The sequence below is a fragment of the Chitinilyticum aquatile DSM 21506 genome, assembly GCF_000430805.1.
Lineage (GTDB): Bacteria > Pseudomonadota > Gammaproteobacteria > Burkholderiales > Chitinibacteraceae > Chitinilyticum > Chitinilyticum aquatile.
The window spans coordinates 312,414-336,560 of record NZ_AUMS01000004.1 but is presented as its reverse complement, the minus strand read 5'-3'; the positions used below and the strand labels follow the sequence as shown (position 1 = coordinate 336,560).

Annotated in this window: 28 protein-coding genes; 8 read left to right on the top strand and 20 right to left on the bottom strand. The window is 62.6% G+C overall.

Features of this window, described 5'->3' with window-relative positions:
* The first annotated feature begins 27 nt into the window (after positions 1-27).
* On the top strand, positions 28-1,008 hold the full coding sequence (locus tag H559_RS0104380; protein ID WP_051278925.1) for a GlxA family transcriptional regulator: 981 nt from the start codon (positions 28-30) through the stop codon (positions 1,006-1,008).
* A gap of 74 nt (positions 1,009-1,082) precedes the next feature.
* Here the strand turns inward: H559_RS0104380 and H559_RS0104375 are convergent, their stop codons facing one another.
* From H559_RS0104375 to tyrS, 5 genes are all read right to left on the bottom strand, one after another.
* Entirely contained in the window at positions 1,083-1,580 is a 498-nt protein-coding gene (locus tag H559_RS0104375) for a GNAT family N-acetyltransferase (RefSeq protein WP_028451685.1), read from the bottom strand.
* 84 nt (positions 1,581-1,664) lie between these two features.
* Complete coding sequence (locus H559_RS0104370) at positions 1,665-2,594, bottom strand: glycoside hydrolase family 16 protein (protein ID WP_034639648.1); 930 nt, start codon at positions 2,592-2,594, stop codon at positions 1,665-1,667.
* Positions 2,595-2,840: 246 nt separating this feature from the next.
* Positions 2,841-3,593, bottom strand: coding sequence for a substrate-binding periplasmic protein (locus tag H559_RS0104365; RefSeq protein WP_162143292.1), 753 nt, complete (start codon positions 3,591-3,593; stop codon positions 2,841-2,843).
* A gap of 235 nt (positions 3,594-3,828) precedes the next feature.
* Positions 3,829-4,305 (bottom strand): hypothetical protein, encoded by a 477-nt coding sequence (locus H559_RS0104360; protein WP_155845287.1) that lies wholly within the window; start codon positions 4,303-4,305, stop codon positions 3,829-3,831.
* A 126-nt stretch (positions 4,306-4,431) separates the two neighbouring features.
* Entirely contained in the window at positions 4,432-5,706 is a 1,275-nt protein-coding gene (gene tyrS / locus H559_RS0104355; RefSeq protein WP_028451681.1) for a tyrosine--tRNA ligase, read from the bottom strand.
* Between the two features lie 156 nt (positions 5,707-5,862).
* On the opposite strand from tyrS, the gene H559_RS0104350 reads away from it, so the two are divergent.
* Positions 5,863-8,040 (top strand): ATP-binding protein, encoded by a 2,178-nt coding sequence (locus tag H559_RS0104350; protein WP_028451680.1) that lies wholly within the window; start codon positions 5,863-5,865, stop codon positions 8,038-8,040.
* Between the two features lie 111 nt (positions 8,041-8,151).
* Here the strand turns inward: H559_RS0104350 and H559_RS0104345 are convergent, their stop codons facing one another.
* The gene (locus tag H559_RS0104345; RefSeq protein ID WP_028451679.1) at positions 8,152-9,645 is read right to left on the bottom strand and encodes a YifB family Mg chelatase-like AAA ATPase; all 1,494 of its coding nucleotides are present in this window, start codon (positions 9,643-9,645) and stop codon (positions 8,152-8,154) included.
* A gap of 63 nt (positions 9,646-9,708) precedes the next feature.
* On the opposite strand from H559_RS0104345, the gene H559_RS0104340 reads away from it, so the two are divergent.
* The 4 genes from H559_RS0104340 to H559_RS21415 all read left to right on the top strand — a co-directional run bounded on the left by H559_RS0104340 (position 9,709) and on the right by H559_RS21415 (position 13,830).
* Complete coding sequence (locus H559_RS0104340; protein ID WP_028451678.1) at positions 9,709-10,743, top strand: sensor histidine kinase; 1,035 nt, start codon at positions 9,709-9,711, stop codon at positions 10,741-10,743.
* Positions 10,709-11,479 (top strand): LytR/AlgR family response regulator transcription factor, encoded by a 771-nt coding sequence (locus H559_RS0104335; RefSeq protein WP_028451677.1) that lies wholly within the window; start codon positions 10,709-10,711, stop codon positions 11,477-11,479. Before H559_RS0104340 ends, H559_RS0104335 begins: the two co-directional genes overlap by 35 nt.
* Positions 11,466-11,879, top strand: coding sequence for a DUF2721 domain-containing protein (locus tag H559_RS0104330; protein WP_245579330.1), 414 nt, complete (start codon positions 11,466-11,468; stop codon positions 11,877-11,879). The genes H559_RS0104335 and H559_RS0104330 overlap by 14 nt, the downstream gene beginning before the upstream one ends.
* A gap of 202 nt (positions 11,880-12,081) precedes the next feature.
* A complete protein-coding gene (locus H559_RS21415) occupies positions 12,082-13,830 on the top strand; it encodes an isomerizing glutamine--fructose-6-phosphate transaminase (RefSeq protein ID WP_051278924.1) in 1,749 nt (582 codons plus the stop codon).
* A gap of 3 nt (positions 13,831-13,833) precedes the next feature.
* Here H559_RS21415 and H559_RS18925 read toward each other — a convergent pair whose 3' ends face one another.
* From H559_RS18925 to H559_RS22125, 9 genes are all read right to left on the bottom strand, one after another.
* Positions 13,834-14,073 carry a cupin domain-containing protein gene (locus tag H559_RS18925; protein WP_034639646.1) on the bottom strand — a complete coding sequence of 80 codons (240 nt, stop codon included), beginning with the start codon at positions 14,071-14,073 and terminating at the stop codon, positions 13,834-13,836.
* On the bottom strand, positions 14,057-14,623 hold the full coding sequence (locus H559_RS0104315; RefSeq protein WP_028451675.1) for a sigma-70 family RNA polymerase sigma factor: 567 nt from the start codon (positions 14,621-14,623) through the stop codon (positions 14,057-14,059). The genes H559_RS18925 and H559_RS0104315 overlap by 17 nt, the downstream gene beginning before the upstream one ends.
* The gene (locus H559_RS18920; protein WP_051278923.1) at positions 14,592-15,086 is read right to left on the bottom strand and encodes a DoxX family protein; all 495 of its coding nucleotides are present in this window, start codon (positions 15,084-15,086) and stop codon (positions 14,592-14,594) included. Before H559_RS18920 ends, H559_RS0104315 begins: the two co-directional genes overlap by 32 nt.
* Entirely contained in the window at positions 15,083-15,826 is a 744-nt protein-coding gene (locus tag H559_RS18915) for an HvfC/BufC N-terminal domain-containing protein (RefSeq protein WP_051278922.1), read from the bottom strand. The genes H559_RS18920 and H559_RS18915 overlap by 4 nt, the downstream gene beginning before the upstream one ends.
* Positions 15,823-16,665 (bottom strand): MNIO family bufferin maturase, encoded by an 843-nt coding sequence (gene bufB / locus H559_RS18910; protein ID WP_034639643.1) that lies wholly within the window; start codon positions 16,663-16,665, stop codon positions 15,823-15,825. Before bufB ends, H559_RS18915 begins: the two co-directional genes overlap by 4 nt.
* 65 nt (positions 16,666-16,730) lie before the next feature.
* On the bottom strand, positions 16,731-16,973 hold the full coding sequence (locus tag H559_RS0104295; RefSeq protein WP_028451674.1) for a BufA1 family periplasmic bufferin-type metallophore: 243 nt from the start codon (positions 16,971-16,973) through the stop codon (positions 16,731-16,733).
* Positions 16,974-17,078: 105 nt separating this feature from the next.
* Positions 17,079-17,549, bottom strand: coding sequence for a nuclear transport factor 2 family protein (locus H559_RS0104290; protein WP_028451673.1), 471 nt, complete (start codon positions 17,547-17,549; stop codon positions 17,079-17,081).
* Between the two features lie 37 nt (positions 17,550-17,586).
* Positions 17,587-18,204 (bottom strand): glutathione S-transferase family protein, encoded by a 618-nt coding sequence (locus H559_RS0104285; RefSeq protein WP_028451672.1) that lies wholly within the window; start codon positions 18,202-18,204, stop codon positions 17,587-17,589.
* Positions 18,205-18,237: 33 nt separating this feature from the next.
* The gene (locus H559_RS22125) at positions 18,238-19,860 is read right to left on the bottom strand and encodes a 2Fe-2S iron-sulfur cluster-binding protein (protein WP_028451671.1); all 1,623 of its coding nucleotides are present in this window, start codon (positions 19,858-19,860) and stop codon (positions 18,238-18,240) included.
* A gap of 277 nt (positions 19,861-20,137) precedes the next feature.
* On the opposite strand from H559_RS22125, the gene H559_RS0104275 reads away from it, so the two are divergent.
* Complete coding sequence (locus H559_RS0104275; protein ID WP_028451670.1) at positions 20,138-20,644, top strand: ArsI/CadI family heavy metal resistance metalloenzyme; 507 nt, start codon at positions 20,138-20,140, stop codon at positions 20,642-20,644.
* A 5-nt stretch (positions 20,645-20,649) separates the two neighbouring features.
* Positions 20,650-21,216: a sigma-70 family RNA polymerase sigma factor gene (locus H559_RS18905; protein WP_051278921.1), complete on the top strand. Its 567-nt coding sequence runs from the start codon at positions 20,650-20,652 to the stop codon at positions 21,214-21,216.
* 96 nt (positions 21,217-21,312) lie between these two features.
* Here H559_RS18905 and H559_RS0104265 read toward each other — a convergent pair whose 3' ends face one another.
* From H559_RS0104265 to grxC, 5 genes are all read right to left on the bottom strand, one after another.
* Positions 21,313-22,371: a hypothetical protein gene (locus H559_RS0104265; RefSeq protein WP_028451669.1), complete on the bottom strand. Its 1,059-nt coding sequence runs from the start codon at positions 22,369-22,371 to the stop codon at positions 21,313-21,315.
* A gap of 120 nt (positions 22,372-22,491) precedes the next feature.
* Positions 22,492-22,980 (bottom strand): TlpA family protein disulfide reductase, encoded by a 489-nt coding sequence (locus H559_RS0104260; RefSeq protein ID WP_028451668.1) that lies wholly within the window; start codon positions 22,978-22,980, stop codon positions 22,492-22,494.
* On the bottom strand, positions 22,977-23,441 hold the full coding sequence (locus H559_RS18900) for a DoxX family protein (RefSeq protein WP_034639639.1): 465 nt from the start codon (positions 23,439-23,441) through the stop codon (positions 22,977-22,979). The genes H559_RS0104260 and H559_RS18900 overlap by 4 nt, the downstream gene beginning before the upstream one ends.
* A gap of 127 nt (positions 23,442-23,568) precedes the next feature.
* Positions 23,569-23,817 (bottom strand): BufA1 family periplasmic bufferin-type metallophore, encoded by a 249-nt coding sequence (locus tag H559_RS0104250; RefSeq protein WP_028451667.1) that lies wholly within the window; start codon positions 23,815-23,817, stop codon positions 23,569-23,571.
* A gap of 15 nt (positions 23,818-23,832) precedes the next feature.
* Complete coding sequence (grxC, locus tag H559_RS0104245; protein WP_028451666.1) at positions 23,833-24,111, bottom strand: glutaredoxin 3; 279 nt, start codon at positions 24,109-24,111, stop codon at positions 23,833-23,835.
* Positions 24,112-24,147 lie beyond the last annotated feature (36 nt).

Below are 24,147 nucleotides of genomic sequence, written 5' to 3'. Positions count from 1 at the left end.
CAGCTTCATGCACGTTTTGAGACCGAGATGACGAATGACTTTCCAACGGTTCATGCAGACTCTGGCACGGCGAGGAATATCGTTTTCCTGCTGTATGACGACGTCAACGTACTCGACGTTGCCGGCCCGCTCGAAGTGTTCTCGCAACCGAACCGCAACGGTTTCACGGCGGAGCGGATACCGTATGCGCTGCATCTGGCTTCGCTGGCCGGCGGCATGGTGCGTACCTCGACCGGTGCAGTCTTTGCAACGGTGGCACTGGATAGGCTCGCCACCACGCCCATCGATACACTGATCATCCCCGGTGGCTTGCCCGAGGAAGCCAGCGTCGCCGCCGTGTTGCCCGCGCTTGCCGTACGCGCCCGCCGCGTCTGCAGCATCTGCACCGGTGCATTGATCCTGGCGGCAGCCGGGCTGCTGCAGGGCCGCCGCGCAACGACCCACTGGCAATACACGGCGCAATTGCAGCAGCGCGACGCCAGCATCCTTGTTGATGCCGATGCCCTCTTCGTGCGCGATGGCATGGTCTGGACTGCCGCCGGCATTTCAGCCGGCATCGATCTGGCGCTCGCGCTCGTCGAGGACGACTTCGGCCACGCTGTGGCGATGCGCATCGCGCGGCAGATGGTGGTGTTTCTCAAGCGCCCCGGCGGACAATCACAATTCATCCAGCCACTGGCAATCCAGAGCCGCGACGCGCGCTTTGCCGGCCTGCACGCGTGGCTGCGCGCCAATCTGCACCGCCCGCTTGATGTCGGCACGCTGGCCGAGCAGATGGCCATGAGCCCGCGCAGCTTCGCCCGTCACTACCTCGCCGCGACCGGGCAAACCCCGGCACGCGCCATCACGGCACTGCGCCTTGAGGCGGCCAGCAGCCAGCTGCTGACGGGCGGCAGCCTGAAACAGATCGCGCAGCAATGCGGCTTTGGCGACGAGCAGGCGTTGCGCCGTGCCTTCCTGCGCGAATATGGCGTCACGCCGCAGGATTACCGGCAGCGCTTTGGCTAGCGCTGCCGGCACCAAACAATAATGGGTATTGCCTCACAGCCATTTCAAATCAATAGCTACCGAAGCATACCCTGCTATCGCAGCACCTTGCGCAGAAACAGCATGCCCTCAAGCCCCGGGCCGTAAACATCGGGAACCAGCCCTGTCGGCATGTAGCCATTCCGGCCATAGCAGGCGATCACGTCATAATCGGCCGGATAGGTGTGCAGGTAAACGCAATACACCTGCTGTTGCCGCAATTCGGCCTCAAGGTGCTGCAGCAACTTTGTGCCGATACCCTGACGCCGGTGCCCGGCAGCAACGGCAAACTGCCGGATTTCGGCACAGGGATAATCTTCCAGAATGCCAGGCGGGCGCGGCTCGACCCAGGCGGCAATGACGCCAAGGGGAGTACCATCCTCGGCAGTGGCGCCAAAGAAACGGGTGTCGCAGTAGAGGTGCTGGTCAATGCGGTCAGTCAGCCAGCCGCGATGCGTAGGATCGGCATGGTTGTAGCTGTCAAATTCGGCATGGCCTAGCAGCGGCATGAAAGGGATGATGGCGGTGATATTTTCGAGGGGCTTGATCGGCATGACGGCACTCCGGAACACCCCGCCAGTCTGCCAGCCATTCCCCTGTCATGCTTGCCCGCGCTTGCGCTTTACCTGCAGCGCAGCCTACATATTGCACGGCGAGGCCAGCGGCGGCGTGGCCGCCGGTACCGTATCGGCAAATGCCTTGCCGGCCTTTCGGAGCGCGGCGACCTCGGCCAGCACTGCATCATGATCAAGAATGCGCCCCTGCGCATGCCAGGCCCAGTCAATGTCCTGCTGCCACACGCGCAGCGCATTGCCAGGCCGGATGCCTTCGCGGGTGAACCAGAGGTTGAAGTTCAGCGACATCGGCACGCGCGGATAGACCTTGCCGTCGTGCGTGGCCAAGTGCTCGCGGTCGAGGTAGTAATTGATCTTGCCATCAGCCACCTGGATCAGCAGCACATGCCAGCCGGCCAGCGATCCGGGGCGACGCGCGAACTGGTTGTAGGCCTTCCACGGATCGAGCCGCACGGTTTCCCACGACGTATTGAAATGCGTAGCCCCGTGCGTACCCCAGCCGCCGTTGGGCAGGTATTCATGATCCAGCTCGCTGTAGTTCGGGTCGAGATCCTTCTCCAGCGGGCTGATCGTGTAAAAGGTCTGCACGACCTCATCGCCATTCGGCCCGCTGACCGGCGCATCGGTAAAGCGCACGCGCGCGGCATAGGTGCCGGCCAGGTATTTGCGCGCGTGGCACAGCTGCGACTGGCGCGTGCCGGCCGCCGTGCCGTCGGTCTGCGACGTCATGCGCAGCACGCGATTGCCGAGCACATCCGCGTCGTCGTGCAGGCTGAACGAGGCCTCGCCCCAGGCGGCGTTTTCCACGCCGGGCCAGCCGCGCGCAGTGCGCATGATCCAGCCGTGCGGCGCCAGTTCAGCAATGCCGGCGTAGCTGAAATCGTCGAACAGTACACCACCAGCCGGCCCGGTTTTCACCTGCGGCGGCGCATCCCCCTGGCAGGCGGAGAGCAGCAAGGTGCCCAGCAGGGCCGGCAACAAACGAATCGACATGATCAGCTCCTTCACACACACCGCAGCCGGCGGCGGGATGGCGCAGCACGAATGTCTACACCAGCGCTGCATTCAGCATGGCCGCAAGCCGGCATGGGCACTTGTCCGTTCTTGCTGTTTTGCCAAGCGGGATGCAGCCGCCCAATACGTGGACATGTATTGCCATACAGCCAATTTAATTAAATGGCCATATGGCAATACCCTCGTACAATCAAGTAAGTGAGTTCCAGAACGCCCAAGCGGGAATCAGGGGGCCGTGGCCAGCTGCTGTTCCAGCTGCCGCTGCATGAGAGCATACTGGCCATTGGCGCGCAGCGTTGCCAAGCCCTTGTCGAGCAGCTCGGCATAACGGCGCGAGGCCGGATTCTGCGGTGCAAAGCCGACATAGAACTGCGCCACATTCACCTGGCCAACCTCGTGCAGCTGCCCGAGAAAATCGGGATTGCCAAACAGCAGCCGTCGCGCCGGATGCACATTGATGACCGCGAAATCGACGCGCCCGGCCAGCAGCTTGCGCAACTGCTGCTCGTCGCTGCCTGCATAATCTTTCACCAGCCCGGGCTGGTTCATCAGGCTGGACGGATAGGTGTAATCCCGCGTCAGCGCCACGCGCCGGCCGGCCAGATCGTCAACCGTCAGCTGGCGCTTGTAGGGCTTACGGGCAAAAATCGCCAGCGGCTCGTCAAGCAATGGCGTGGCATGCCAGACAAAATCCTTCACGTTGTAGCCGGTTTTCTCGATATTGAAGCACGCCAGCGCCGTATTGGCCTGCACCTCGCGCAGGCAGCGCGTGAACGGCACCACGCGAAACTGCACGGTAACGCCCTGGCTGGCAAAGGCCGCGCGCACCACATCGACGGCAAAGCCCTGCGGCTTGCCAGCAGCCCGGTCGAGACTGGAAAACGGCGCCCAGTCGTCCTCGGCATTGATGGTGATGGTTTCCGCCGCAGCCAAGCCGCACAGCAGCGCAAAAACCGGCGTCAGCAAGGCGCGCCGCATGATGATCTCCCTCAGGCTGAACCCAATCATTTATACCAGCCAGCGCGGCCAGCCTGTAAGGAAAAATGGCGGAACGGTGGATAACCGGCGCACGGTTACCACACTGCAGCGGCACTACCGATGTTTCACATGAAACATCCACCGCTGCCGGCCGGCGCAGCGGCAACCAGCCGGCGTTTTTGCAATAGGGAGGACAATCTTACGGAAAAGAAAGCCATATTGGTGCAATGGTCGGCTACCGGCCTGGATGTTGTCGCAAGTGACAATGCTTGTCGGCAATGAAGCGATAATCCGCTTCAGCAGCCCGGTAATGGTAAGCATCGGTCTGTAGCGAAATCTGGCCAAACAGCGCCGCACTGCGCCAGTGCTGGCGGCACGTTTTCAGATCATAGGCCGTCAGCCACTGCGTACTGCCGGAATAACTGACCACAAACAGATAACGCGCATCAGCCAGCGCCAACGGGCCGTGAAACAGCTCGCTATCCAGCGTGCATTGACCGGCACGAATCGGTCCCAGCCAGGCCGGTTTGGCAACATCACCATCTCCGCCTTCCTGATGCAATTCACCGACGACCGTTTGGAAACCGGCAGCATGATCGGGAATCGGCTGCAGCTTGCAGTGCGCTAGGCCAGGGGGCGACACACCAAACAACACCGCGAATAGTAGCCAGACCAGCGGCTGGGCGAGATGGTTATGGATCGGATTCAGCATGAAGGCATGATGCACCATCGCCCAAACCCGTGGCAAACCAGCGCGCCCATTCTCCGGTAGCGTTTCATGTAAAACAGCAACGCCACCGCAAGGGTGGCGCTGTTGTTTTTCAGATGGCGGAAAGACTTACTGCCACACCACCAGCGCGTAGTTCTTCTTGCCGCGCTTGAGCATCGTGTAGCGGCCGAACAGGCGCTCGGTGTCCGCAAACACGTGTTCCAGGCTGTCGACCTTGGCACCGTTCACCGTTACCGCACCGCTCTGGATAAAGGTGCGCGCCTCGCTCTTGGATTTGGCGAGACCCGCTGCAGCCAGCGCATCGATCAGGCCGGCGACGTCGCGGCCCAGTTGCACGCTCGGCATGCCGTCCTGTGCAAGCTGTTCGAAGTCGTTTTCAGTGAGGGCGGCGAGCGATTCGCTGAACAGGTGCTTGGAAATGCGCTGTGCCGCTTCCACTGCCGCTTCGCCATGCACGGTGCGGGTGACATTCTCAGCCAGGATGCGCTGCGCTTCCGGCTTGGTGCCGCTGGCCTTGTCGGCCGCTTCAATCGCGTCGATTTCCGCAGCGGACAGGAAGGAGAAGTACTTCAGGAACTTGTACACGTCGGCATCCGCCGTGTTCAGCCAGAACTGGTAGAAGGCGTAGGGCGAGGTCTTTTTCGCATCCAGCCAGATGGTGCCGGTCTCAGTTTTACCGAATTTGGTGCCGTCGGATTTGGTCACCAGCGGCAGGGTCAGCCCGAACACGTGGGTCTGGTTCAGGCGGCGGGTGAGGTCGGTGCCGGCGGTGATGTTGCCCCACTGGTCGGAGCCACCGATCTGCAACACGCAGTTGTGGCGGCGGTTCAGTTCAGTGAAGTCGTAACCCTGCAGCAGGCTGTAGGAGAATTCGGTGTAGCTGATGCCCTGGTCTTCGCGGGCGATGCGCTGCTGCACGGCCTCTTTCTTGATCATGGCGTTGACCGAGAAGTACTTGCCGATGTCGCGCAGGAATTCCAGCGCGCCCATGCCGCCGAACCAGTCGTAGTTGTTGGCCATGATGGCCGCATTGCTGCCTTCAAAGCTCAGGAAGGGCGATACCTGGTCGCGGATCTTGCCCACCCAGCCTTCGATCACGTCAGGCGTGTTCAATTTCCGTTCCGTCGCCTTGAAGCTCGGGTCGCCAATCATGCCGGTGGCGCCGCCCACCAGCGCAATCGGCTTGTGGCCGGCCTGCTGGAAGCGCTTGAGCACCAGAATCGGTACCAGCGAACCGATGTGCAGGCTGTCAGCGGTCGGGTCAAAGCCGCAATACAGCGTCACACTCTCTTTCGCCAGCAGTTCGTCAAGGGCGGCGAGATCGGTGGTCTGGGCGATCAGGCCGCGATCGCTCAGGTCCTGAATCAGGGTGGACTGGTGCATGGTTGGCTCCCGGAAAATCGGCAATCAAAACCGCTGATTCTACCGCAAAGGGGGCGAGCCCTGCTGTGTGCATTTTGTCAGGCAGGCGGCGCATTGTTTTTGTCGAGCCGGGTTTTCCGGCTTAGAGTGGGGATATCCGTTCGCCCAGCCAAGGTCATGGATCACCAGACCCGTACCAGCGCACTCAAGCGCCCCTATTTCCTGCTGCTGCTGACCATGCTTGCGCTGCTGGTCGGGGCGGTGGTCGCGCTGAACGTACAGCTGCGGCAGAAGGTCTATGGCGAGCAACTCGACACGCTGCGCATCGCCGCTCGCCAGCAGGAAATGCTGCTTGAGCAGAAGGTCGGCAATGCCCGCCACCATGTCATTACCCTGCAGAACGGCATGCAGCGCATCCTGGCTACGCCGGAGTTGGCCGATACCAGCCTGCTAGCCCGCCTGCCAGGTTCCCTGCCTCCCGATACGCCATTCGACCAGCTGGGCTCGCCACTGGCGCAAAGCCTGGGAACGCTGTATGTCCACAGCGGTTTCTGGCCGCACAACCGGCCCGCCGAGGCGGCAAGCCTGCCGGCACGGGAACGCCTGCTGCTGGCCGCCACGCTGCAGCTAGGCCAATTGGCCGGCAGCGCGCACGCCGCCCATCCCGAACTGCAATGGAGTTACTACTACGATGCGGCACAGCGCTACAGCCTGCTCTACCCGGGCCTGAGCCGCAAGGAAGTGCTGGATGCGACCGCCAGCAAGGATATCGATGAAGCGCTGGGCATCATTTACGATGCCGGCGGAACCCTTCCCGTCCAGCTCGCCGGGCCGCAACGCAATCCGCAGCGCCAGCTGCAGTGGACCACGCCGTACATGGACAGCGGCGGCAAGGGCATGATGGTGTCGCTGCTCGCCCCCGTGTATCAAGGCAGCGATTATGCCGGTGCGGTCGGCGCCGACATCACGCTGTCCATGCTCGACCGAGCCTTGCAGGACAACCGCCTGCCGTTGCTGCAGACCATGATCATCGACCAGAAGGGACAGCTACTCGGCGATTCGCTGGGCAGCCTCAAGGGGCTAAGCCAGCCGCTGCAGGCCGCGCAGCTCCTGCCGCAATGGCCGCAACTGCAGCGACAGCAACCCGGCGGGCAATTCGTCAGCCTGGGCGAGCGCTACTGGCTGGTGCTGCCGATTGCCGGCACGCCCTGGCAGCTGTACTGCCACATTGGTCACGCCGAGCTGGATCGCGTCGCCAGCGACCTGCTCGACAACTACCTGCTGTTTTCCCTGCTGGGCATGCTTCTTCTGATGCTGCTGGTATGGTTGCTGCACCGCTTCTACACCCGCCCGGCGCTGGGCCTGGCCGATTTCGTGTTTGCCGTCGATGCCAACCCGCTGCAGTCCGCGCCCGACGTGCCGGCCTTCTGGACACCATGGTTCGAGCGGGTCGCCCGCATTGCCAGCGAACGCAGCAGCTACCTCGGCGCCCTGCAGGAACACGCCGAACAGCTGGAAGAAAAAGTCGTCGAACGCACGCGCTCACTGCAGCAGGTGAACGAAGAACTGGCCAGCGCGCTGGCCGAGCTGGGAGAGACGCAGGAACGCATGGTGGAAGGTCGCAAGATGGCCGCACTGGGCCGGCTCACGTCCGGCATGGCGCACGAACTGAACACGCCACTGGGCGTGGCACTCACCGCCATCAGCAGCCTGCTGGACGACCAGAACAAGCTCAGCCAGGCACTGGCGGGCAACAACATCAGCAAATCCGAAGTGCTGCGCCAGCTGGAACAGAGCCAGGAAACCAATTCGCTCATCCTGCGTAATATCCAGCGCGCCATCGGCCTGATCCAGAACCTGCGCCAGATCGGCCAGGCCGAGGATAGCGAACTGCCACAAACCATCCATTTCGATACCCTGCTGACTGAACTCGCCGGGCAATACCGCTCGCGTTTGCAGGAGGCCGGCCACACGCTGGCATTCAGCTGCCCGCCCGGCATCACCGTGATGAGCTACCGCAATGTGCTGTGGCAGGTGCTGGAGCGGCTGATCGACAATGCACTCGTCCACGGCCTGCGCGAACGGCAGGCCGGGCATATCACCCTCACCGTTACCACCACGGAACACGGGATTGTGCTGGAATTTGCCGACAACGGGCGCGGCCTGGACGAAGCGGAACTCTCCAGGCTGTTCGACCCCTTCTACACCTCGCAATTCGGCCAGCATCACGGGCTGGGCACCTTCATGGTCTACAGCAGCGTCACCGGCCTGCTGCAGGGGCGCATCAGTGCCAGCAGCAGGCCGGGCGCCGGGCTGCGTTACCGCATCGAACTGCCGGCCAGCCTGACGCTCTGAACACAGCCAATACATCATGGCATATATGCTGGTGGCCATTTTGATTTAATGGCTGCAGCCATATACCCCTTATTATCAGCAACATACCCGACACGCTGCAGCCGGCATCCGTCAATCCAGCGAACGCCGGTAGCGCACGGCTTCGGCAATGTGCATCTTGCCGATTGCCGCTTCGCCAGCCAGGTCGGCAATCGTCCGAGCCACGCGCAGGATGCGGTGGTAAGCACGCGCCGACAATTGCAGCTTCTGCATCGCCTGCTGCAGCAGCTGGCGGGCATCTTCGCCCAGCGCGCAATGCAGTTCGGTGGCGGCGACGTCGAGCGCCGCATTGCTGGATTGCTGGCGTTGCCGCTGCACCACGTGCGCACCGGCCACCCGCCCGGCCACCAGCTGCGATGCCTCGCCGCGCTCGGCGGCGGCCAGTGCATCTTCCGGCAGCGCAGGCACCTCGATCACCATGTCGATGCGGTCCAGCAAGGGGCCGGAGATGCGGCTGCGATAGCGTGCAATCTGGTCAACGGTACAGCGACAGGCTTTTTTCGGGTGCCCCTGATAACCGCAGGGACAGGGGTTCATGGTGGCGATGAGCTGGAATCGCGCCGGGAATTCGGCCTGCCTGCCGGCTCGCGAGATATGGATGCGGCCGTTTTCCAGCGGCTCGCGCAGCACTTCCAGCACCTTGCGGTCAAATTCCGGCAGCTCGTCGAGAAACAGCACGCCATGATGTGCCAGCGAAATCTCCCCCGGCTGCGGCACACTGCCGCCGCCGACCAGCGCGACGCTGCTGGCGGTATGGTGCGGCGAGCGAAAGGGGCGCACACCGAACTGCTCGCTGCGCAGCCCGCCCGAGCCCAGCGATTGCAGCGCCGCGCTTTCCAGTGCTTCATCGAGTGCCAGCCGTGGCAGCAGGCCGGGCAGGCGTTGCGCCAGCATCGATTTGCCGGTGCCCGGCGGGCCGATCAGCAGCAGCGAATGACCACCGGCGGCGGCAATTTCCAGCGCCCGCTTCGCCGCCTGTTGCCCCTTGACGTCCTGCAGATCAGGGTAGGCAGGTATTGCCTCAGAGCACTCTGAAACAAAGGGCTGCAACACCGATACCCCAGAAAGGTGCCGACAGACTTCCAGCAGATGGCCAGCGGCAAACACGGTGGCCTGTGGCACCAGCGCCGCTTCCGGCGCACTGGCGGCAGAAATGAACAATGCATGCCCGTTCTGCCTGGCCGCCACCGCCAGCGCCAGTGCGCCACGCACCGGGCGCAATTCGCCGGTCAGCGCCAGCTCGCCGGCAAATTCGTAATCCTTGAGGCTATCAGCAGGAATCTGCCCGCTGGCGGCCAGAATGCCGATGGCAATCGGCAGGTCGAAATGTCCGGCCGCTTTCGGCAGCTCGGCCGGCGCCAGATTGATGGTGATGCGCCGCGCCGGAAACTCGAAACCGGCCACCGTGAGTGCCGCGCGCACGCGGTCGCGCGCCTCGCGCACTTCGGCTTCCGGCAGGCCTACAATGGTGCACGCCGGCAGACCGTTGGCGAGATGCACTTCCACGCTGACTGCCTGGGCATGCCAGCCATCCAGCCCCCGGGCCTGTACCACCGCAAGCGACATCGAGCACTCCTGATCCTGCTATTGTTGTAATCAATGTAAGTCATAAGCGATTGAAGGGTAAGCATGAATGACGACATCCCGGCGCAACTGCCGGATTTCCGCAATATGGGCGTGATCCTGCGCGCGATGGTGCTGGTACACCTCGGTGCCATGTTCAGCGTGCTGGGCACCATCAACAGCTGGCAGGACTGGAATGCCGAGCTGGCCAATACCGTGCTTTGGATCGAGCCCATCCTGCTGCCGGCGCTCGGCCTGCTGGCCGTGCTGCAGAAACGGTTGCAGCGCCTGAGCTATCGCGCTGGCGTGATAGTGGTGGTGCTGATCGTGATGCTGCTGGTGTTCTTCGTCTACCGCTTCATGCGCGAAACACTGGGTATCGCCCCGCCCACGCTGTTTTTGCGGCAGGAAATCCTGGCGCTGGGCGTGACGATTGCGCTGCTGAGCTATTACCGGCTCTGGATGCGCGCGCTGTCTCCACGCCTGTCCGAAGCAAGGCTGGCAGCGCTGCAGGCGCGCATCCGCCCGCACTTTTTTTTCAACAGCCTCAATGCCGTGCTGTCGCTGATCCGCAGCGAGCCGAAAAAGGCCGAGCTACTGCTGATGAACCTCTCCGACCTGTTTCGAGTTGCCATGGGCAAGCACGACAGGATGTCGACACTGGAGCGCGAAGTGGAGCTCGCGCGCGGCTATCTGGACATCGAAAAGGTGCGCCTCGGTGATCGCCTGCAGGTGGAATGGCACATCGACAAGATGCCGGGCAAGGCGAAAATTCCGGCACTCATCCTGCAGCCACTTTTGGAAAACGCCGTCTATCATGGAATCGAGCCCAGAGTGGAAACCGGGGTGGTGCAGATCAACGTTTTCCGTGTGCGCAACGATGTGCACATCGACATCCGCAATCCGCACTTCACCGGCGGCCCGGTGCATCGTGGCAACGGCATGGCACTGGAAAACGTGCGCGAGCGCCTGCTGCTGTATTTCGATGCCGAGGCCAGCCTGAGCACAAAAGCCAATAGCGACTATTATCAAGTACATATCGTTTTGCCTTACCAGGAGTTGCCGGATGAGCAATCCGCTGCGCATCTTTCTCGTCGATGACGAGCTGCCGGCACTGAATCGCCTGCAAGACATTCTGGCCGATTGCCAGAATGACGTTCCGCATGTGGTGATCGGTACCGCCACCAACGGCATGACCACCCTTGTCCAGCTCGCCGAGCACCCGGCCGATCTGGTGATTCTCGATATCCAGATGCCGCAGATGAGCGGAATCGAGGTTGCCCGCAAGCTGCTGGACATGCAGCACCCGCCCTCTGTCATCTTTGCCACCGCCTTCGAGGATTACGGCGTAGCCGCCTTCGACGTGCGCGCGGTCGATTACCTGCTCAAGCCCATTCGCCATGATCGGCTCGTGACCGCGCTGCACCGGGTTCTTGACCTGCAGCAACCCCATCCCGAGGGAGTCAGGCAGGATACGGATGCACAGGGGCGCACGCATTTCACCGTCAGCGAACGGGGCCGCGTGCACCTGGTACCGGTGGCTGACGCCTGCTACCTCAAGGCGGAACAGAAATACATCACGCTGCGCACCCGCGAGCGCGAATTCCTGCTGGAAGATTCACTCACCCGGCTGGAAGACGAATTCGCCGGCCGCTTCGTGCGCATCCACCGCAACTGTCTGGTGGCACGCGAGGCCGTGGTCGGTTTCGAGCGCGTCCCCAATGGCAGCGAAACGCACTGGGTGGTATTACTGAAGGACTTGCCGGAGCGACTCGCCGTAAGCCGCCGGCAGCAACACATCATCAAGGAATTCCGCGAACACAATGCCGATGGATAACTTCTCGATCACCACGCCTTCCCTGCTTTTCCCTGCCATTTCGCTGCTGATGCTGGCCTACACCAACCGCTTTCTGGCGTTATCCAGCATCATCCGCCAACTCTACGAGAATCACCGCAGCGCGCCGCACGACAAGATCCGCAAGCAGCTGGTGAACCTGCGTCAGCGCGTCTGGCTGATTCGCTACATGCAGGCTTTCGGCGTTTCCAGTCTGCTGATGTGCCTGGTATCGATGATCGTCACCGCCATGAACCACCTCATCACGGCCGAATGGCTCTTTGTCGCCAGCCTGATCCTGATGATCATCTCGCTGATCCTCTGCCTGATCGAGGTCATGGTCTCGGACAAGGCACTCAATGTGCTTCTCTCCGATATCGAGCTCGACCATACCGACGACTGACCCCTCCGCCACGCATGCGCTTTCGGGAAAGCGGAAAATTCTTGGTCTAAGATGACTGGCAGAGGGTTTGCAAAACCCCGCAGCCTATCGATCAAACACCCGCTTCCCGGCACACGTCACCGCGCGATACCGCCACAGGCCTCTCCTGCGGGCAGCAGTCGCTTGGTGAATGGTCCGGGTCAGCCCAGCCGGAACGCTCATCATGGCCGAAATCATCGCCTACATTGCCCCGCAAAACGTGCTGCCCGCCTTTGCGGAAAGCCTGCAGGCGCTGCACAGCAGCGCCACCCACCTGGCACTGGTCGCCAGTGAACAGGCTTCACTGCAGGTACAGCACCACATGCTGGACATGCCCGCCGCGAAGCCGGTTTTCGCAAACGCCAGCCGCTGGCTGATCGGCAATCTGTCCGGGACGGGCCAGAACGAGCCCTTCATCCATGGCAACACGCTGGTCGTCAGCACACTTGGCGCATGCAGCAATCACGCCGACCTTGCACAGAAAGCCTGCCTGCCGGTCGGCTGCTCGCTGGCCAGCCTGATCGGCACACTGCTGCACGCCCAGCTGCACCGCGGCGCCACAATGAGCGGAGCCATCCAGCAGATTGTTCCGCTGCTGCAGGGCTCGCTGGCCTTTGTCTGCCACCACCGCAACCAGCCACAGTATTCCTTTGCCTGCAGTCTGGGCGAACCGCTGCATGTCGGGCTCGAAAGCGGCTTGCGCCAGCTCTGCTGCAGCAGCGCCCGCCTGATCCGCGAACGCAGCACGCAATACCACACGCTCAAGCGCGGCGAAATCGTGCGCTTCGGCCTCGACGCACCGGTCCTGTTCCTCGCCGATGGCGAAACCCGGTCACTGAGCATGGTGGCCAGCAAGAGCAGCGGACAGGCACACCACATGCTGGAGGAAATCCTTGACCAGTCCGGTACGCTCGCCACCCAGCAAGCGGAATACCTGGCCGACCGAGCCATTCCGCTCGCACTGAAAGCAAGGCTTTCCGACATCCGCAGCGTCACGCTGGTTGCCAGCGGCTCCAGCTATCATGCCGCGCTTGTCGCCAGCTACTGGTTCGAATCACTGGCCGGCATCCGCGCATACGCCGAGCAGGCCAGCGAATACCGCGACCGCGACATCCGCCCGGACAGCAAGGAGCTGCTGATCGCCATTTCGCAATCGGGCGAAACAGCCGATACACTCGTTGCCGTCCAGCATGCTACTACTACTGGCAGTGCGCACACCGTGGCACTGACCAATTCGCCGGGCAGTTCGCTCACCAAACTCTGCGACCACACGCTGCAGACACACAGCGGGGAAGAACTCTCGGTAACCTCGACCAAATCGTTCACTGCCCAATTACTGCTGCTGTTCCAGCTGGCCATTACGCTGGCACGCGTACAGAAAAAAGCCGGCGCAGAACAGCTCGCCGCCGCTGAAGCCGAATTGCAGGCACTGCCGGCCGCCGTCGAGGAAACGCTACAGCACAACAAGGAATTCCGCCGCTGGGCCAGCCTGCTGCACAACAAGCCCAATCTTTTCGTGCTGGGCAGAAATACCCTGTATCCGGTAGCACTGGAAGGCGCCTTCAAGCTGCAGGAGGTCGCCTACCAGCATGCCGATGGCTATGCGGCGGGCGAGCTGAAGCACGGCCCAGTCACGCTGATCAGTGAAGACCTGCCCATCATTGTCTGCCTGCCATGGAATGAACGCGCGGAAAAAACGCTGCTGGGGCTGCAGGAAGTGCGTGCTGGCAAGGGCGAGCTGTTCATCCTCTCCGACGGCCTACTGGCCAGCAGCGACAAACTGCACGTGATCCGCATGCCCAATCCGCTGCAGTTGCTCAATCCGGTGATTTACGCGATTGCGCTGCAGCTCATCGCCTACCACTGCGCCGTACTGCGCGGCAACAATATCGACGCCCCGCGCAACCTCGCCAAAACCCAGGCGATTGCCTGACCGTCAGCGCCGCTGCAGCACACTGCCGATGCGTTCGCGCGCATCGGCAGGCAGTTCCGCATCCACCCCCTCATCCTCGGCAGATTGCGCAAGCAGGCTGCTCATCTGCTCCAGCTGCGCCTTGTGCCGGCGGCAATGGCTGCACATCAGCAGATGCACCGCAATCTGAACGCGCCGATAGGAACTGAGTGGCACTTCCGCCGCCAGCGTCAGATCGCGTGTAACCTCACGACAGCCCGCCATCCCGGCCTCCTTCGCTCAGACATACCCGCAAGGTCTGCCGCGCACGAAACAGCAGCTGGTAAAGATTCGCGCTGCTGATGCCCAGCGAGCTGCAAACCGATTCAGAAGGCTCGTCGTTCAGCTCGCGCAGCCAGAACAGCTGCGCCATCCGCCGCGGCAATCTGGCAATACAGGCATCAATCAGCGCCCGCAGCTGCTTGTTGTCCAGCTCGCGCGACGGGTCGCGCCAGTCCACCGGCGCATTCGCCCAGTGTCCATCCTCGGCAAACAGATCATCCTCGCCCACGCTATGCGCCAGCTCGGCATCTAGCGGTGCCTGCTGCCAGTGCTGCTGCTCGCGCAGCACGTCGATGATCTTGAATTTCAGGATGCCGGTGAGCCAGGTGCGAACGCTGGACTGGCCGGCGAAACGGTCGGCGCCTTCCAGCGCGGCCAGCAGCGTGTTCTGCACGGCTTCTTCTGCCAGATGCGGATCACGCAGGCGGCGCAGCGCGAAGGCGTACAGCATGTCGCCGTGCTCATCCAGCCACTGCAGTGCGGGTTTGCTCATTCTGTTCCTTGTGGTTTGTGCGGGCACGGCAGCGTAGCAGGCCTTCCAGCGACCAGCTGCCGACCCCGTGCACTACAAGATAGCCCAGCAACACGCCCCACAGGTAGTGATCTTTCAGCTCCAGCAGCTCCAGCGCCGGATACGACACCACGGCCACTGCATTCACGATAAACAGCCCGGCCGCAGCAAAACGCCCCGGCCAACCCAGCACCAGCAGCACCGGCAGCACGATTTCCCCCGCCGTACCCATCACGGCGGCGACTTCGGGCGGCAGCAGTGGCACATGATATTCCTCGGTAAACAGCAGCAAGGTCGTCTCCCAGTCGCGCAGCTTGGTCAGCCCCGAGAGGAAAAACACCTTGGCGACATAAAGCCGCGCCAGCAAGGCGGCCAGTGGCTGCAGCAGCACCATGCCGCGCTCAAACTGGCGGTAAGCCGCCACCACCCAGTTCATCAGCTTCATGACTGTTCTCCGTTTTGTTCAGCAATTCCGGTCACCGCGCCGCTGGCAAACAGCCAGCCCAGCCACTCGCCCACCGGCGCGCTGTCATCCACGGCCAGCGCGGCCTCCAGTGCGGCCAGCACCGGCGCGCCTTGCTGCAGCGCCAGATACATGGCAAAGCGTGCCGGCGGAATCTGCTGCCAGTCGGCGCGCAGCACCAGCAGTGCCTGCCCGCCAGCATTGATGTCTGCCGCCGCGCCGCCCTGATGCATCGCCAGCAGATCGGCAAGCGGCCAGTGGTCTGATTGCACCAGTTGCAGCGCCGGATGCAGCGTGAGCTTCAGCGATTCCAGCGCCTCAGGGGCGAAACCGGCCAGCGCGGCAGGCGGTACGGCTTCGGCATCGTCAGCCAGAAAAGCCAGCCAGCACGCCCAGTCCAGCCGCGCCACGTCGGCCAGATAGGGCAAGTCACTTGCCGGGGCAAAGCCGGCGATGAAGTCGGGAAAATCGGCGCCCAGCGCGTGCAGATTGGCGGACGTGGCCGGCGTGGCATCGACGTAAAAACGCGCCATCGCCGCAAAGAAAACCTCGCCCACCAGCGCCTCTACCGTGGCAAAGGTATTGCCCAACGCCGCCACGCGATTGATGCGGCAGTTGGCGCGGTAGTGGCGCATGCGTTCCGCGTGCAGCAGGCCAGCGGGCGCGGCGCTCTCGTCATCCAGCAGTGCAGCAAAGGCTGTGATGGCTGTGGTGTAGCTCATGCCGTTACCTCCAGGGTATTGCTCTCAAGCCTTTCCACATGAAGGGCCAGCTGCAGATACTCCCGATACAACTCGGCAAACTCGCCCAGATTGCTGTCGCGCTCCAGCAGCACCGGCCGTGGCCCCCATTGGCACAGCGCCGCATCCAGCAGCGCCAGCACCTCGGCCGAGACGGCCGCGCCGTGAGTATCCACCGCCGTGCCGTCGAACCATTCGAAGCCGGCAACGTGGATTTCCGCCACGGCCGCCGCCGGCAGCGCGGCGATCTCGGCCAGCGGGTCAACGCCCAGATTGAGCGCGTTGACATGAAAATTGTTCAGATCGACCAGCAGGCCGCAGCCGGTACGCCGGTGCAGCTCGGCCATCAGCTCGCCCTCGCCGATCACCTCGCCGGCAAAACCGACATAGGCCGAGACGTTCTCGATCAGCAGCGGGCGCTGCAGCACGTCCTGCACCTGCGCAATGCGGCCGGCCAGATGCGCAATCACGCCATCGACGCGCGGCACCGGCAACAGGTCGTTGTAATAGCGGCCGGCGTGCTGGTTCCACGCCAGATGCTCGGATACTGCCGCCGGCTCGACGCGCTGCACCAGATCGCGCAATTGCGCCAGATGCCGCGCATCCAGCTCGCCCACCCGGCCCAGCCCCAAACCCACGCCATGCAGGCTGAGCGGGTAATCGCGGCGGATGGCCAGCAGGCTCGCCAGCGGCGCGCCACCGCCGAAATAGTTTTCGCTGTGGACTTCCCACCACGCCACATCCGGGCGGCTGGCCAGCACGGCCTCGACATGCGGCGCGCGCAGCCCAAGGCCCGCATACAATGGCAAAGTTGCCAACATAAATACCCCCCCATTGGATAGGCCTGTAGCCATTCAGATCAAATGGCTGCAGACCCATACCCCGATCACATCGCCTTGAGGGTGCCTTTCATTTCGACACAGGTGCCGGCCGGAACGTACTTCCATTCCTTGGGATCCATATCCTTGCTGGCCTGGCCGGCGCAGGCATGGCCATTGGCCTTGCAATCGTTCTGGCCGGCCTTGGCCACGCCGAAACATTTTTCCTTCTCGGCAGCGGCAGCGGTGGTGCTCACACCGGCAGCCAGTACGGAAGCCAGGGCAACGGTCAGCAGGGCGGTCTTGTTCATGGTTTTCTCCAGTTTGTTAAGTGGTGTCGAGGATGAGTCCTCTGAAGCTTGGTCGCACGCAGGCCCGGCTTCTGACACCGTACTGAGAAAAATAATGACGAAACGCTACAGACCCAGCTCGCTCAGCCCCGGATGCTCGTCGGGACGACGGCCCTGCGGCCAATGAAACAGTCGTTCGTCCGCACTGATCGGCACGTCGTTGATGCTGGCAAAGCGCCGCGCCATCAGCCCCTGCGCATCGAATTCCCAGTTTTCATTGCCGTAGGAACGAAACCACTGCCCGCTGGCATCGTGCCACTCGTAGGCAAAACGCACTGCGATGCGGTTGCCGTCGCAGGCCCATAACTCCTTGATCAGGCGGTATTCCTGTTCGCGCTGCCATTTGCGGCTGAGAAACTCGACAATCTCGGCACGACCGAGCGGGAATTCGTGACGGTTGCGCCAGACGCTGTCCTCGGTATACGCCAGCGCAACGCGCTGCGGATCGCGCGAGTTCCAGCCGTCTTCGGCCATGCGCACCTTTTGCGCGGCGGTTTCCGGGGTGAATGGCGGAAAGGGGGGACGTGGGGTGTTCATGCACTGCTCCTGATTGACGATGGAATGCTCAGCGAATTCAAACGGGCTGCGGCTCAATCCCCGGCATGCCCACATAACCATCCAGCGCCTCGATGCGCGCCAGCCAGCGGCATACGGCCGGGTAATCCGTGAGCGCCACCAGCCCCTCGGGGCTGAGTGCGATGTAGGGATAGAGCGCGATGTCGGCAATGCTGATCGCCGTGCCTGCCAGCCAGTCCGCGCGGCTCAGCCGGGTTTCCAGCACCGCCAGCAGCTGCGCGGTGATGACCTCGGCATCGGCCTGCGGCACCGGGCGGCCCCATTTGTGCAGCAGGCGCAGCGCATTGGGCCCGCGCGTGACCTCATTGGCGGTGGTCGCCAGCCAGGCCACCACCTCGGCCAGCGCCGCCGGTTCGTCAGGCAGCCAGTGGCTATTCGTCCCGCCGTAGCGGCGCGCCAGATAGACCAGAATCGCCTGGCTGTCGCGAATCACCACGTCGCCATCGACCAGCACCGGCACCTGGCCCAGCGGGTTCAGCGCGAGAAATTCCGCCGACTTGTGCTCCTTCGCCGCGCCGTTCACCGCGATGCTGTCATAGGACAGGCCCAGCAGTGACAGCAGCAGGCGCACCTTGTGGCAATTGCCCGATAGTGCAAATTCATACAGTTTGATCATCGTTGTTCTCCCGGCCCGGCGGGCCATTGCCGTTTACAGATCCAGCTCCAGCCGCGGTGAGCGGGCGCGCGACACACAGATGCACATCAGCCCGGCGCGTTCGCGCTCGTTGCGGTTCAGCGCGTTGTCGCGATGCTCGACCTCGCCGGCCAGCACCTTCACCGCGCAGGTGCCGCAATTGCCCACCCCGCAATCGGACAGGGTATCGACACCGGCCGCCTGCACCGCCGCCAGCACACTCTGGTCAGCGGCGACGGGAATGATGCGCTGCGAACGGCGCAGCACCACTTCGAATGCCGTGTTTTCGCCACCGGCCGGTGCGGCAAAGCGCTCGGAATGAATCCGCCCGGCTTCGATGCCAATGTGATCGGCAGTATCGCGTACCGCGTCAATCAAGCCATCGGGTCCGCACACATACACACCCGGGGTATCCTGCCTGGCGGCCAGCAGCTCGGCCAGATCCAGCCTTTGCCCTTCTTCGCTGAAATAGCAGTGCAGCTGCTCGCCAAGCTCGCGGCGCAGGCGGTCGCCGTAGGCCATTTCGCGGCGGTTGCGTGCGGCGTAATGCAATTCAAAGTTCTGGCCACGCGCCTTCAGCGTCTGCGCCATCGCCTTCAGCGGCGTGATGCCGATGCCGCCGGCGATCAGCAGCACCGGCGCCCTGCCCGCCCCACGGTCTGCTTCACTGCCAGCCTCACGATCTGCCAGGGCGAAATCGTTCTGCGGCAGTGCGCAGTTCAATATCATCCCCAACCGATAGTGCTCGTGCACAAAGCGCGAGCCGCCCTCGCCGTCGTCATGGCGCAGCACGGCAATTTCATAGATGTCGCGCCGCGCCGGGTTGGACGCAATCGAATAATGGCGCAGCGCCGGCTGGCCATCGGCCAGCCGCACCGGCACTTTCAGATGCGCGCCGGCGCTGACCGCCGGCAGATCCAGCCCGTCGGGGTGGCGCAATTCAATGGCGCGCACGCGCGGCGTCAGCTGGCGGACGCCACTGATTACCAGCGCCAGTTCACCCTCGCCCAGCGCGTCCGGCGTGGCAGACATGGCCGCCGGCGCGGCGGAACGCGCGCGCAAGTCGGCCAGCTCGGCCTGCAGCGGAGCCATCAGCTGCTCGATGTCGGCGTCGGAGTAGCGCGGCGTAATGTGCTGCGGGCAGTTCCAGTCCCAGGCCTCGACGGTGATCACCATCGCCCGGTCGATGCGCGCGCGGTAAGCCGGGCTTTCCAGCGCAGCAATCAGTGCCGGATCATCGATCTCGTGCACGATGCGCACCCGCCCCCAGAGTTTCAGCCGGCGGCGGTTGGGGTAATCCATCAGGATGATGGAAATCTTGTCATTGGCATTCAGATTGCCGACCGACAGGTACTGCACATTGCCGCGAAAATCGGCAAAGCCCAGCGTGTGCTCGTCCAGCACCTTCAAAAACCCGGCCGGCCCGCCGCGATGCTGCACATAGGGCCAGCCATTTTCATTCACCGTCGCCATGTAAAAGCTGTCTCGCGCGGCGATGAATTCAGCCTCGCGCGGCGTGATTTCACTGCGGCTGTCTTCAGCCAGCTCGAAGCCCTGATTGCTCTCGCGGCTGTGGTATCGCGACTGCGCAGCCTTGACGCTGTCGGTAAAGGTAATGGCGGCAAAGGCGCGCGGCATGGCATGACTCCTGCAAATCCGGTGCCGCAACAGGCAGCACCAGCGATCAACTGCCGCCAGTGTGCGCCCTTCAGCGAACAAACAGAATCGCCATGCTGGTCAATTGATTGTTGCGCGCTTCGAAACAATCACGTCGGCCTTAGCCACACAGTGTGCGACTAACGGGGAAAGTCGGTAGTGGGCAAGCAAAAAACTTGCGACCTTTTTGCTCCCCCATCGTCTTTACAGATGCAATGCCGCTACCGGCATGCCATTCTCGACTTAACAGGGGTACACCATGAAGCGCTTTCACGTTCACATCGCTGTCACCGATCTGGCCCGCAGCATCGATTTCTACAGCAAACTGTTTGGCGAATCGCCGGTCAAAGTGCAGCCAGATTACGCCAAGTGGATGCTCGACGATCCGCGTGTCAATTTCGCCATCTCGGCACGCGGCCATGCCGCGGGCGTCAATCACTTCGGCATGCAATCCGATACGGCCGCCGAGCTGGCTGAATTGCAGGGGTTTGCGGATGCGGCATCCAGCAATAACGCCTTGCAGCAGGGCGAGACCACTTGTTGCTACGCCCGCAGCGAGAAACACTGGGTCCTCGATCCGCAAGGGCTAGCATGGGAACATTTTCTGACCCTGTCCGACACCCCGACCTTTGGCTCTGAAAGCGCCCAGCGGGATGGCTCCTGCTGCAGCGCGCTGAACGACCCAAGCTGCGCGGCAGTGCCGTCGGCATGCTGTGCTCCATTATCTAGCGCCAACACCGCGCAAACCTGCTGCCAACAGGAATAACAAATATGCAATGCCCCGATTCAGACCTGGACCTTGCTTCCATCCGCTTGCGTCAGAGCCTGCGCAGTTATTTACGCAGGCGCCTTCCCGATGAGGCCTCGGCCGAAGATCTGCTGCAGGATCTGCTGGTCAAGGCGCTGGTGGCGCAGCAATCGGGGCAGAAAATCGGCAATCTGCTTGGCTGGTTGTATGCCGCCGCGCGCACAACGGTAAGCGACTACTATCGTGCGCGCGGTACTCCGATGCAGGAGCTCGACGACGAGCTGGCACAACCCGATGTGGAGGACATCAGCCTGCATGCAGAGCTGTCGCAATGCCTGCTGGCCTTTGTCGGCCAGCTGCCGCCACTTTATCGCGACACGTTGCTGGCCACCGACATTCGCGGAGCAACGATGCGCAGCCTCGCCGAGCAAGAGCAGGTGTCAGTCTCGGCGATCAAGAGTCGCGCCAGCCGCGCACGCACCCTGCTCAAGGCAAAGCTGCTGGCTTGCTGCCGTGTGGAAATGTCTGCCGGGCTGGTGAGCGACTACATCCCTCTAACACCAGGCTGCGGTAGCGGCCCATGCCACTAGGCTGGGTGCAATTTTTCCCAGTTCCCATAGGTATATCGCCAGAGCCCTTTGATTGAAAGCCCAAAGAGCACATACCTATTGCCATTAGCGAAGTTGCTATGCAGTCTTATCCCGCAAAGCCTCGGCGTGATAGCCCCGCGGCATGTGCCCCAGCAAGCCAGTATGTGCGTCGATCAGCCGGCGATTCTTGCGCCCCAGTTCGCCCTCGCCCAGCACCGGCGCACGACTGGCATCGACCTCGTAGTTTCTGGCGCGAAACACGCGCTCGAAGCGGGCATCGGCCATGTCGCGCGCATAGGGGCGGGTTTGCAGCGACAGCGCGGCAATGGCCTGCACCGCGTTGTTGCGGCTGAAGCGCGCAAAGCCCTGAAATCTAAAATGTTCGTCCACATGCCGGTCGCTGTGCGCGACCAGTGCATCCATCAGCGCATACGGCAGCTCGTGCAGGCGCCCTTCTGGTAGCAGCAGGGTCAGTGCCAGCCCGTCGTATTCGGCAAAGTCCCCTTCCTGCTTGCGTGCCAGTGGCGGCTCGCCCAGGCGCAAATCGATCAGCCATTGGCTATTGGCACGCAACTCGGCCTGCACCAGTTCAATCGGGCGCTGGGCAAAACGCAGGGCGGCGAGCTGGCCGCGCAGTTCAACGAGCGGATCGCTTACGGCAGCTGGCTGTACGTGCAGACGCTCGCGCTGGCGCGCCAGCAGCGGCAGATCGTGGTGATGGCTGAACACAGCGCTGGTCTTGCCGTCGGCCGCGCACAGCGTCAGCAACTCCCGAACTTCGTGCTCGCGCGCCTTCTTGATCGCCAGAAACAGTGTCTGGATGATTTCGGAAGTCGGCGTGTCGGCGTCGATCCGCCACTTGCGGCCATACACCAGCTTGCGCGCGCGCTGCGCGTTGCTGCGGTCGTAGTTTTCGCGGCCGATCAGTCCGGCCTGCACATACATGCCGCCGTGATCTTCGCCGGCAAACACCAGCGTCTGAGCATCGAAATCGACTTGCCCGGCCAGCAGGCTGATGCTGGCCAGCGTGTGCCGGTAGCGCAGGTAGTGTTGTGGAATGCACTGCTCGCCATTGTCCAGCTCGACGACGGGCGCGTGTGGCATGCTGGTTTCGCCGGGGCTGTGGAAACGGGCAGGAAGGACATGGATGCTCATGGCTGCTAATCGGTGAATGGAATACGGGCATTCTGCCAACCACCGAAAAAAGGAAGAATACCCGCCAAATGCAATTTATTATTCCGATCATCGCAATTAAATGGCAGCCGCACTGGCGCGCTAGCCATGGCGCAGATAGGTCCAGATTTCGTCCCAGCCCTCGTTTTTGATCACACCCTCGCGCCGCAGCAGGATCTCGCCCTCCTTGCCGATCACCAGCACGCTGGAATCATGGCGCATTTCGCCAAAGCCATCCCGGTGGGCCGGATCCAGCCGCCACAGCAAGGGAAATTGCTCGGCGGCTGGCGTGGTGGCCGCCACCAGACGTGCATAGTCGCGAAACACTGCAGGCTCCTTGTCCAGCCCCACACCGATCACTGCAAACTGGCTGTTGCGATTGGCCTTGTAGAACTCGCGCAGCAGCTTGAAGTTGTACACGCAGCTGGCGCAGCCGGCGCGAAAGAACACCAGCAGCACGGTCTGGTGGCGGTATTGCTGCAGCTCGATGCGCCGACCATCAAGCACATCGCGCCCGGCAAGTGCCGGGCCGGCCCAGGCTGGTGCCTGCAGCAAACCGGCCAGCATCAGGATGATCAGGGCGCGTATCATGCCTGCGCCCTCTTGACGGACAAGCGCAGCAGCCAGCCATCCAGCCGCGCCCGCGAGTGCGGCAAGGCCAGCACCAGCAAGAGCAGCAGCGCCCATTCCAGATGATCCTGCAGCGCGGCGGGGCTGTCCTGCAGCGCGTGGTAATACGCCAGCACGGCGACACAGTTCAGTGCGAGCAAGCCCAGCGTTGACCAGCGCGTCAGCACCCCCAAGAGCAGCAGCACCGGCAGCACCAGCTCGCCGGCGGTGCCCAGCAGCGCGGCCCAGTCAGGCGACAGCAATGGCACGCGATACTCGTCACTGAACAGCGCGAGCGTGATCTCCCAATCGGCAATCTTGGTCAGCCCGGACAGGAAGAACACGCGGGCCAGATACAGGCGCGCCAGCAGATCGGCCAGCGGCAAGAGATAGCCAGCAAAACCGGCACGCGCCAGACGCGGGTAGTGATTCAGAAAAAACATGACAGGCTCCGGAAGAAGATGCCGAACAAGAGCCGGCATTCAGCTAAAAAAAGCCCCCGCAGGGCTGAACGTGCAGGGGCAAATCAACTTAACGAGGAGGAGAAAAAGAACAACTAAGCTGAAGCGCTTAACGCGGGGTCAGCGACCCCTTGAGCTGAAGGCAGCTGCCCTTGGCAACCAGCTTCCACTCCTTGCCATCAAAATCGGTTTTGGCCATGCCCGCACAGGAATGCCCGATGGCCGCGCAGTCATTGCTGCCCGCCTTGGCCACGCCGTAGCATTTTTCCTTGCTGGCATCGGCCGCCAGTGCGGGGTTGGCGGTCAGTGCCAGCACGGCTGTCATGGCGCTGGCCAGAATCAGTTGCTTGCCATCCATCTTTGGCTCCTTGGTTCAGGGTGTGGTTTGCGCCGGAGCGGCGCTAGCCAGCCACTGCGACAGTTCGCCGGACAAATCCAGCGCCAGCAGATCGGAAAATCCGCCCACATGCCGTTCGCCGATGAAAATCTGCGGCACCGAGCGGCGACCGCTGCGTTCGACCATGTTGGCAAACTCGGCCTGATCGCTGTCGACCAGTATCTTGCTGACGCTGAGTCCCTTGCGGGCCAGCAGGTTCTCGGCCTGCACGCAGTAGGGGCAGGTACGGGTGCTATAGAGGGTAATCGTCGGCATGGTGGTTTCCTTTTGCGCTCAGCCTGGGTATATCAG

Excerpts from the sequence above, each read along its gene's own strand:
- H559_RS18920 (WP_051278923.1), bottom strand. The coding sequence starts at position 15,086 with ATGAAGCTGATGAACTGGGTGGTGGCGGCTTACCGCCAGTTTGAGCGC.
- H559_RS0104285 (WP_028451672.1), bottom strand. The coding sequence starts at position 18,204 with ATGATCAAACTGTATGAATTTGCACTATCGGGCAATTGCCACAAGGTG.
- H559_RS0104260 (WP_028451668.1), bottom strand. The coding sequence starts at position 22,980 with ATGATACGCGCCCTGATCATCCTGATGCTGGCCGGTTTGCTGCAGGCA.
- H559_RS0104275 (WP_028451670.1), top strand. The coding sequence starts at position 20,138 with ATGAAGCGCTTTCACGTTCACATCGCTGTCACCGATCTGGCCCGCAGC.
- H559_RS18905 (WP_051278921.1), top strand. The coding sequence starts at position 20,650 with ATGCAATGCCCCGATTCAGACCTGGACCTTGCTTCCATCCGCTTGCGT.
- tyrS (WP_028451681.1), bottom strand. The coding sequence starts at position 5,706 with ATGCACCAGTCCACCCTGATTCAGGACCTGAGCGATCGCGGCCTGATC.
- H559_RS0104370 (WP_034639648.1), bottom strand. The coding sequence starts at position 2,594 with ATGTCGATTCGTTTGTTGCCGGCCCTGCTGGGCACCTTGCTGCTCTCC.
- H559_RS21415 (WP_051278924.1), top strand. The coding sequence starts at position 12,082 with ATGGCCGAAATCATCGCCTACATTGCCCCGCAAAACGTGCTGCCCGCC.
- bufB (WP_034639643.1), bottom strand. The coding sequence starts at position 16,665 with ATGTTGGCAACTTTGCCATTGTATGCGGGCCTTGGGCTGCGCGCGCCG.
- H559_RS18900 (WP_034639639.1), bottom strand. The coding sequence starts at position 23,441 with ATGTTTTTTCTGAATCACTACCCGCGTCTGGCGCGTGCCGGTTTTGCT.
- H559_RS0104345 (WP_028451679.1), bottom strand. The coding sequence starts at position 9,645 with ATGTCGCTTGCGGTGGTACAGGCCCGGGGGCTGGATGGCTGGCATGCC.
- H559_RS0104365 (WP_162143292.1), bottom strand. The coding sequence starts at position 3,593 with ATGCGGCGCGCCTTGCTGACGCCGGTTTTTGCGCTGCTGTGCGGCTTG.
- H559_RS0104360 (WP_155845287.1), bottom strand. The coding sequence starts at position 4,305 with ATGCTGAATCCGATCCATAACCATCTCGCCCAGCCGCTGGTCTGGCTA.
- H559_RS0104330 (WP_245579330.1), top strand. The coding sequence starts at position 11,466 with ATGCCGATGGATAACTTCTCGATCACCACGCCTTCCCTGCTTTTCCCT.
- grxC (WP_028451666.1), bottom strand. The coding sequence starts at position 24,111 with ATGCCGACGATTACCCTCTATAGCACCCGTACCTGCCCCTACTGCGTG.
- H559_RS0104290 (WP_028451673.1), bottom strand. The coding sequence starts at position 17,549 with ATGAACACCCCACGTCCCCCCTTTCCGCCATTCACCCCGGAAACCGCC.
- H559_RS0104375 (WP_028451685.1), bottom strand. The coding sequence starts at position 1,580 with ATGCCGATCAAGCCCCTCGAAAATATCACCGCCATCATCCCTTTCATG.
- H559_RS0104295 (WP_028451674.1), bottom strand. The coding sequence starts at position 16,973 with ATGAACAAGACCGCCCTGCTGACCGTTGCCCTGGCTTCCGTACTGGCT.
- H559_RS0104265 (WP_028451669.1), bottom strand. The coding sequence starts at position 22,371 with ATGAGCATCCATGTCCTTCCTGCCCGTTTCCACAGCCCCGGCGAAACC.
- H559_RS18915 (WP_051278922.1), bottom strand. The coding sequence starts at position 15,826 with ATGAGCTACACCACAGCCATCACAGCCTTTGCTGCACTGCTGGATGAC.
- H559_RS0104350 (WP_028451680.1), top strand. The coding sequence starts at position 5,863 with ATGGATCACCAGACCCGTACCAGCGCACTCAAGCGCCCCTATTTCCTG.
- H559_RS0104380 (WP_051278925.1), top strand. The coding sequence starts at position 28 with ATGACGAATGACTTTCCAACGGTTCATGCAGACTCTGGCACGGCGAGG.
- H559_RS0104315 (WP_028451675.1), bottom strand. The coding sequence starts at position 14,623 with ATGAGCAAACCCGCACTGCAGTGGCTGGATGAGCACGGCGACATGCTG.
- H559_RS0104340 (WP_028451678.1), top strand. The coding sequence starts at position 9,709 with ATGAATGACGACATCCCGGCGCAACTGCCGGATTTCCGCAATATGGGC.
- H559_RS0104335 (WP_028451677.1), top strand. The coding sequence starts at position 10,709 with ATGAGCAATCCGCTGCGCATCTTTCTCGTCGATGACGAGCTGCCGGCA.
- H559_RS22125 (WP_028451671.1), bottom strand. The coding sequence starts at position 19,860 with ATGCCGCGCGCCTTTGCCGCCATTACCTTTACCGACAGCGTCAAGGCT.
- H559_RS0104250 (WP_028451667.1), bottom strand. The coding sequence starts at position 23,817 with ATGGATGGCAAGCAACTGATTCTGGCCAGCGCCATGACAGCCGTGCTG.
- H559_RS18925 (WP_034639646.1), bottom strand. The coding sequence starts at position 14,073 with ATGGCGGGCTGTCGTGAGGTTACACGCGATCTGACGCTGGCGGCGGAA.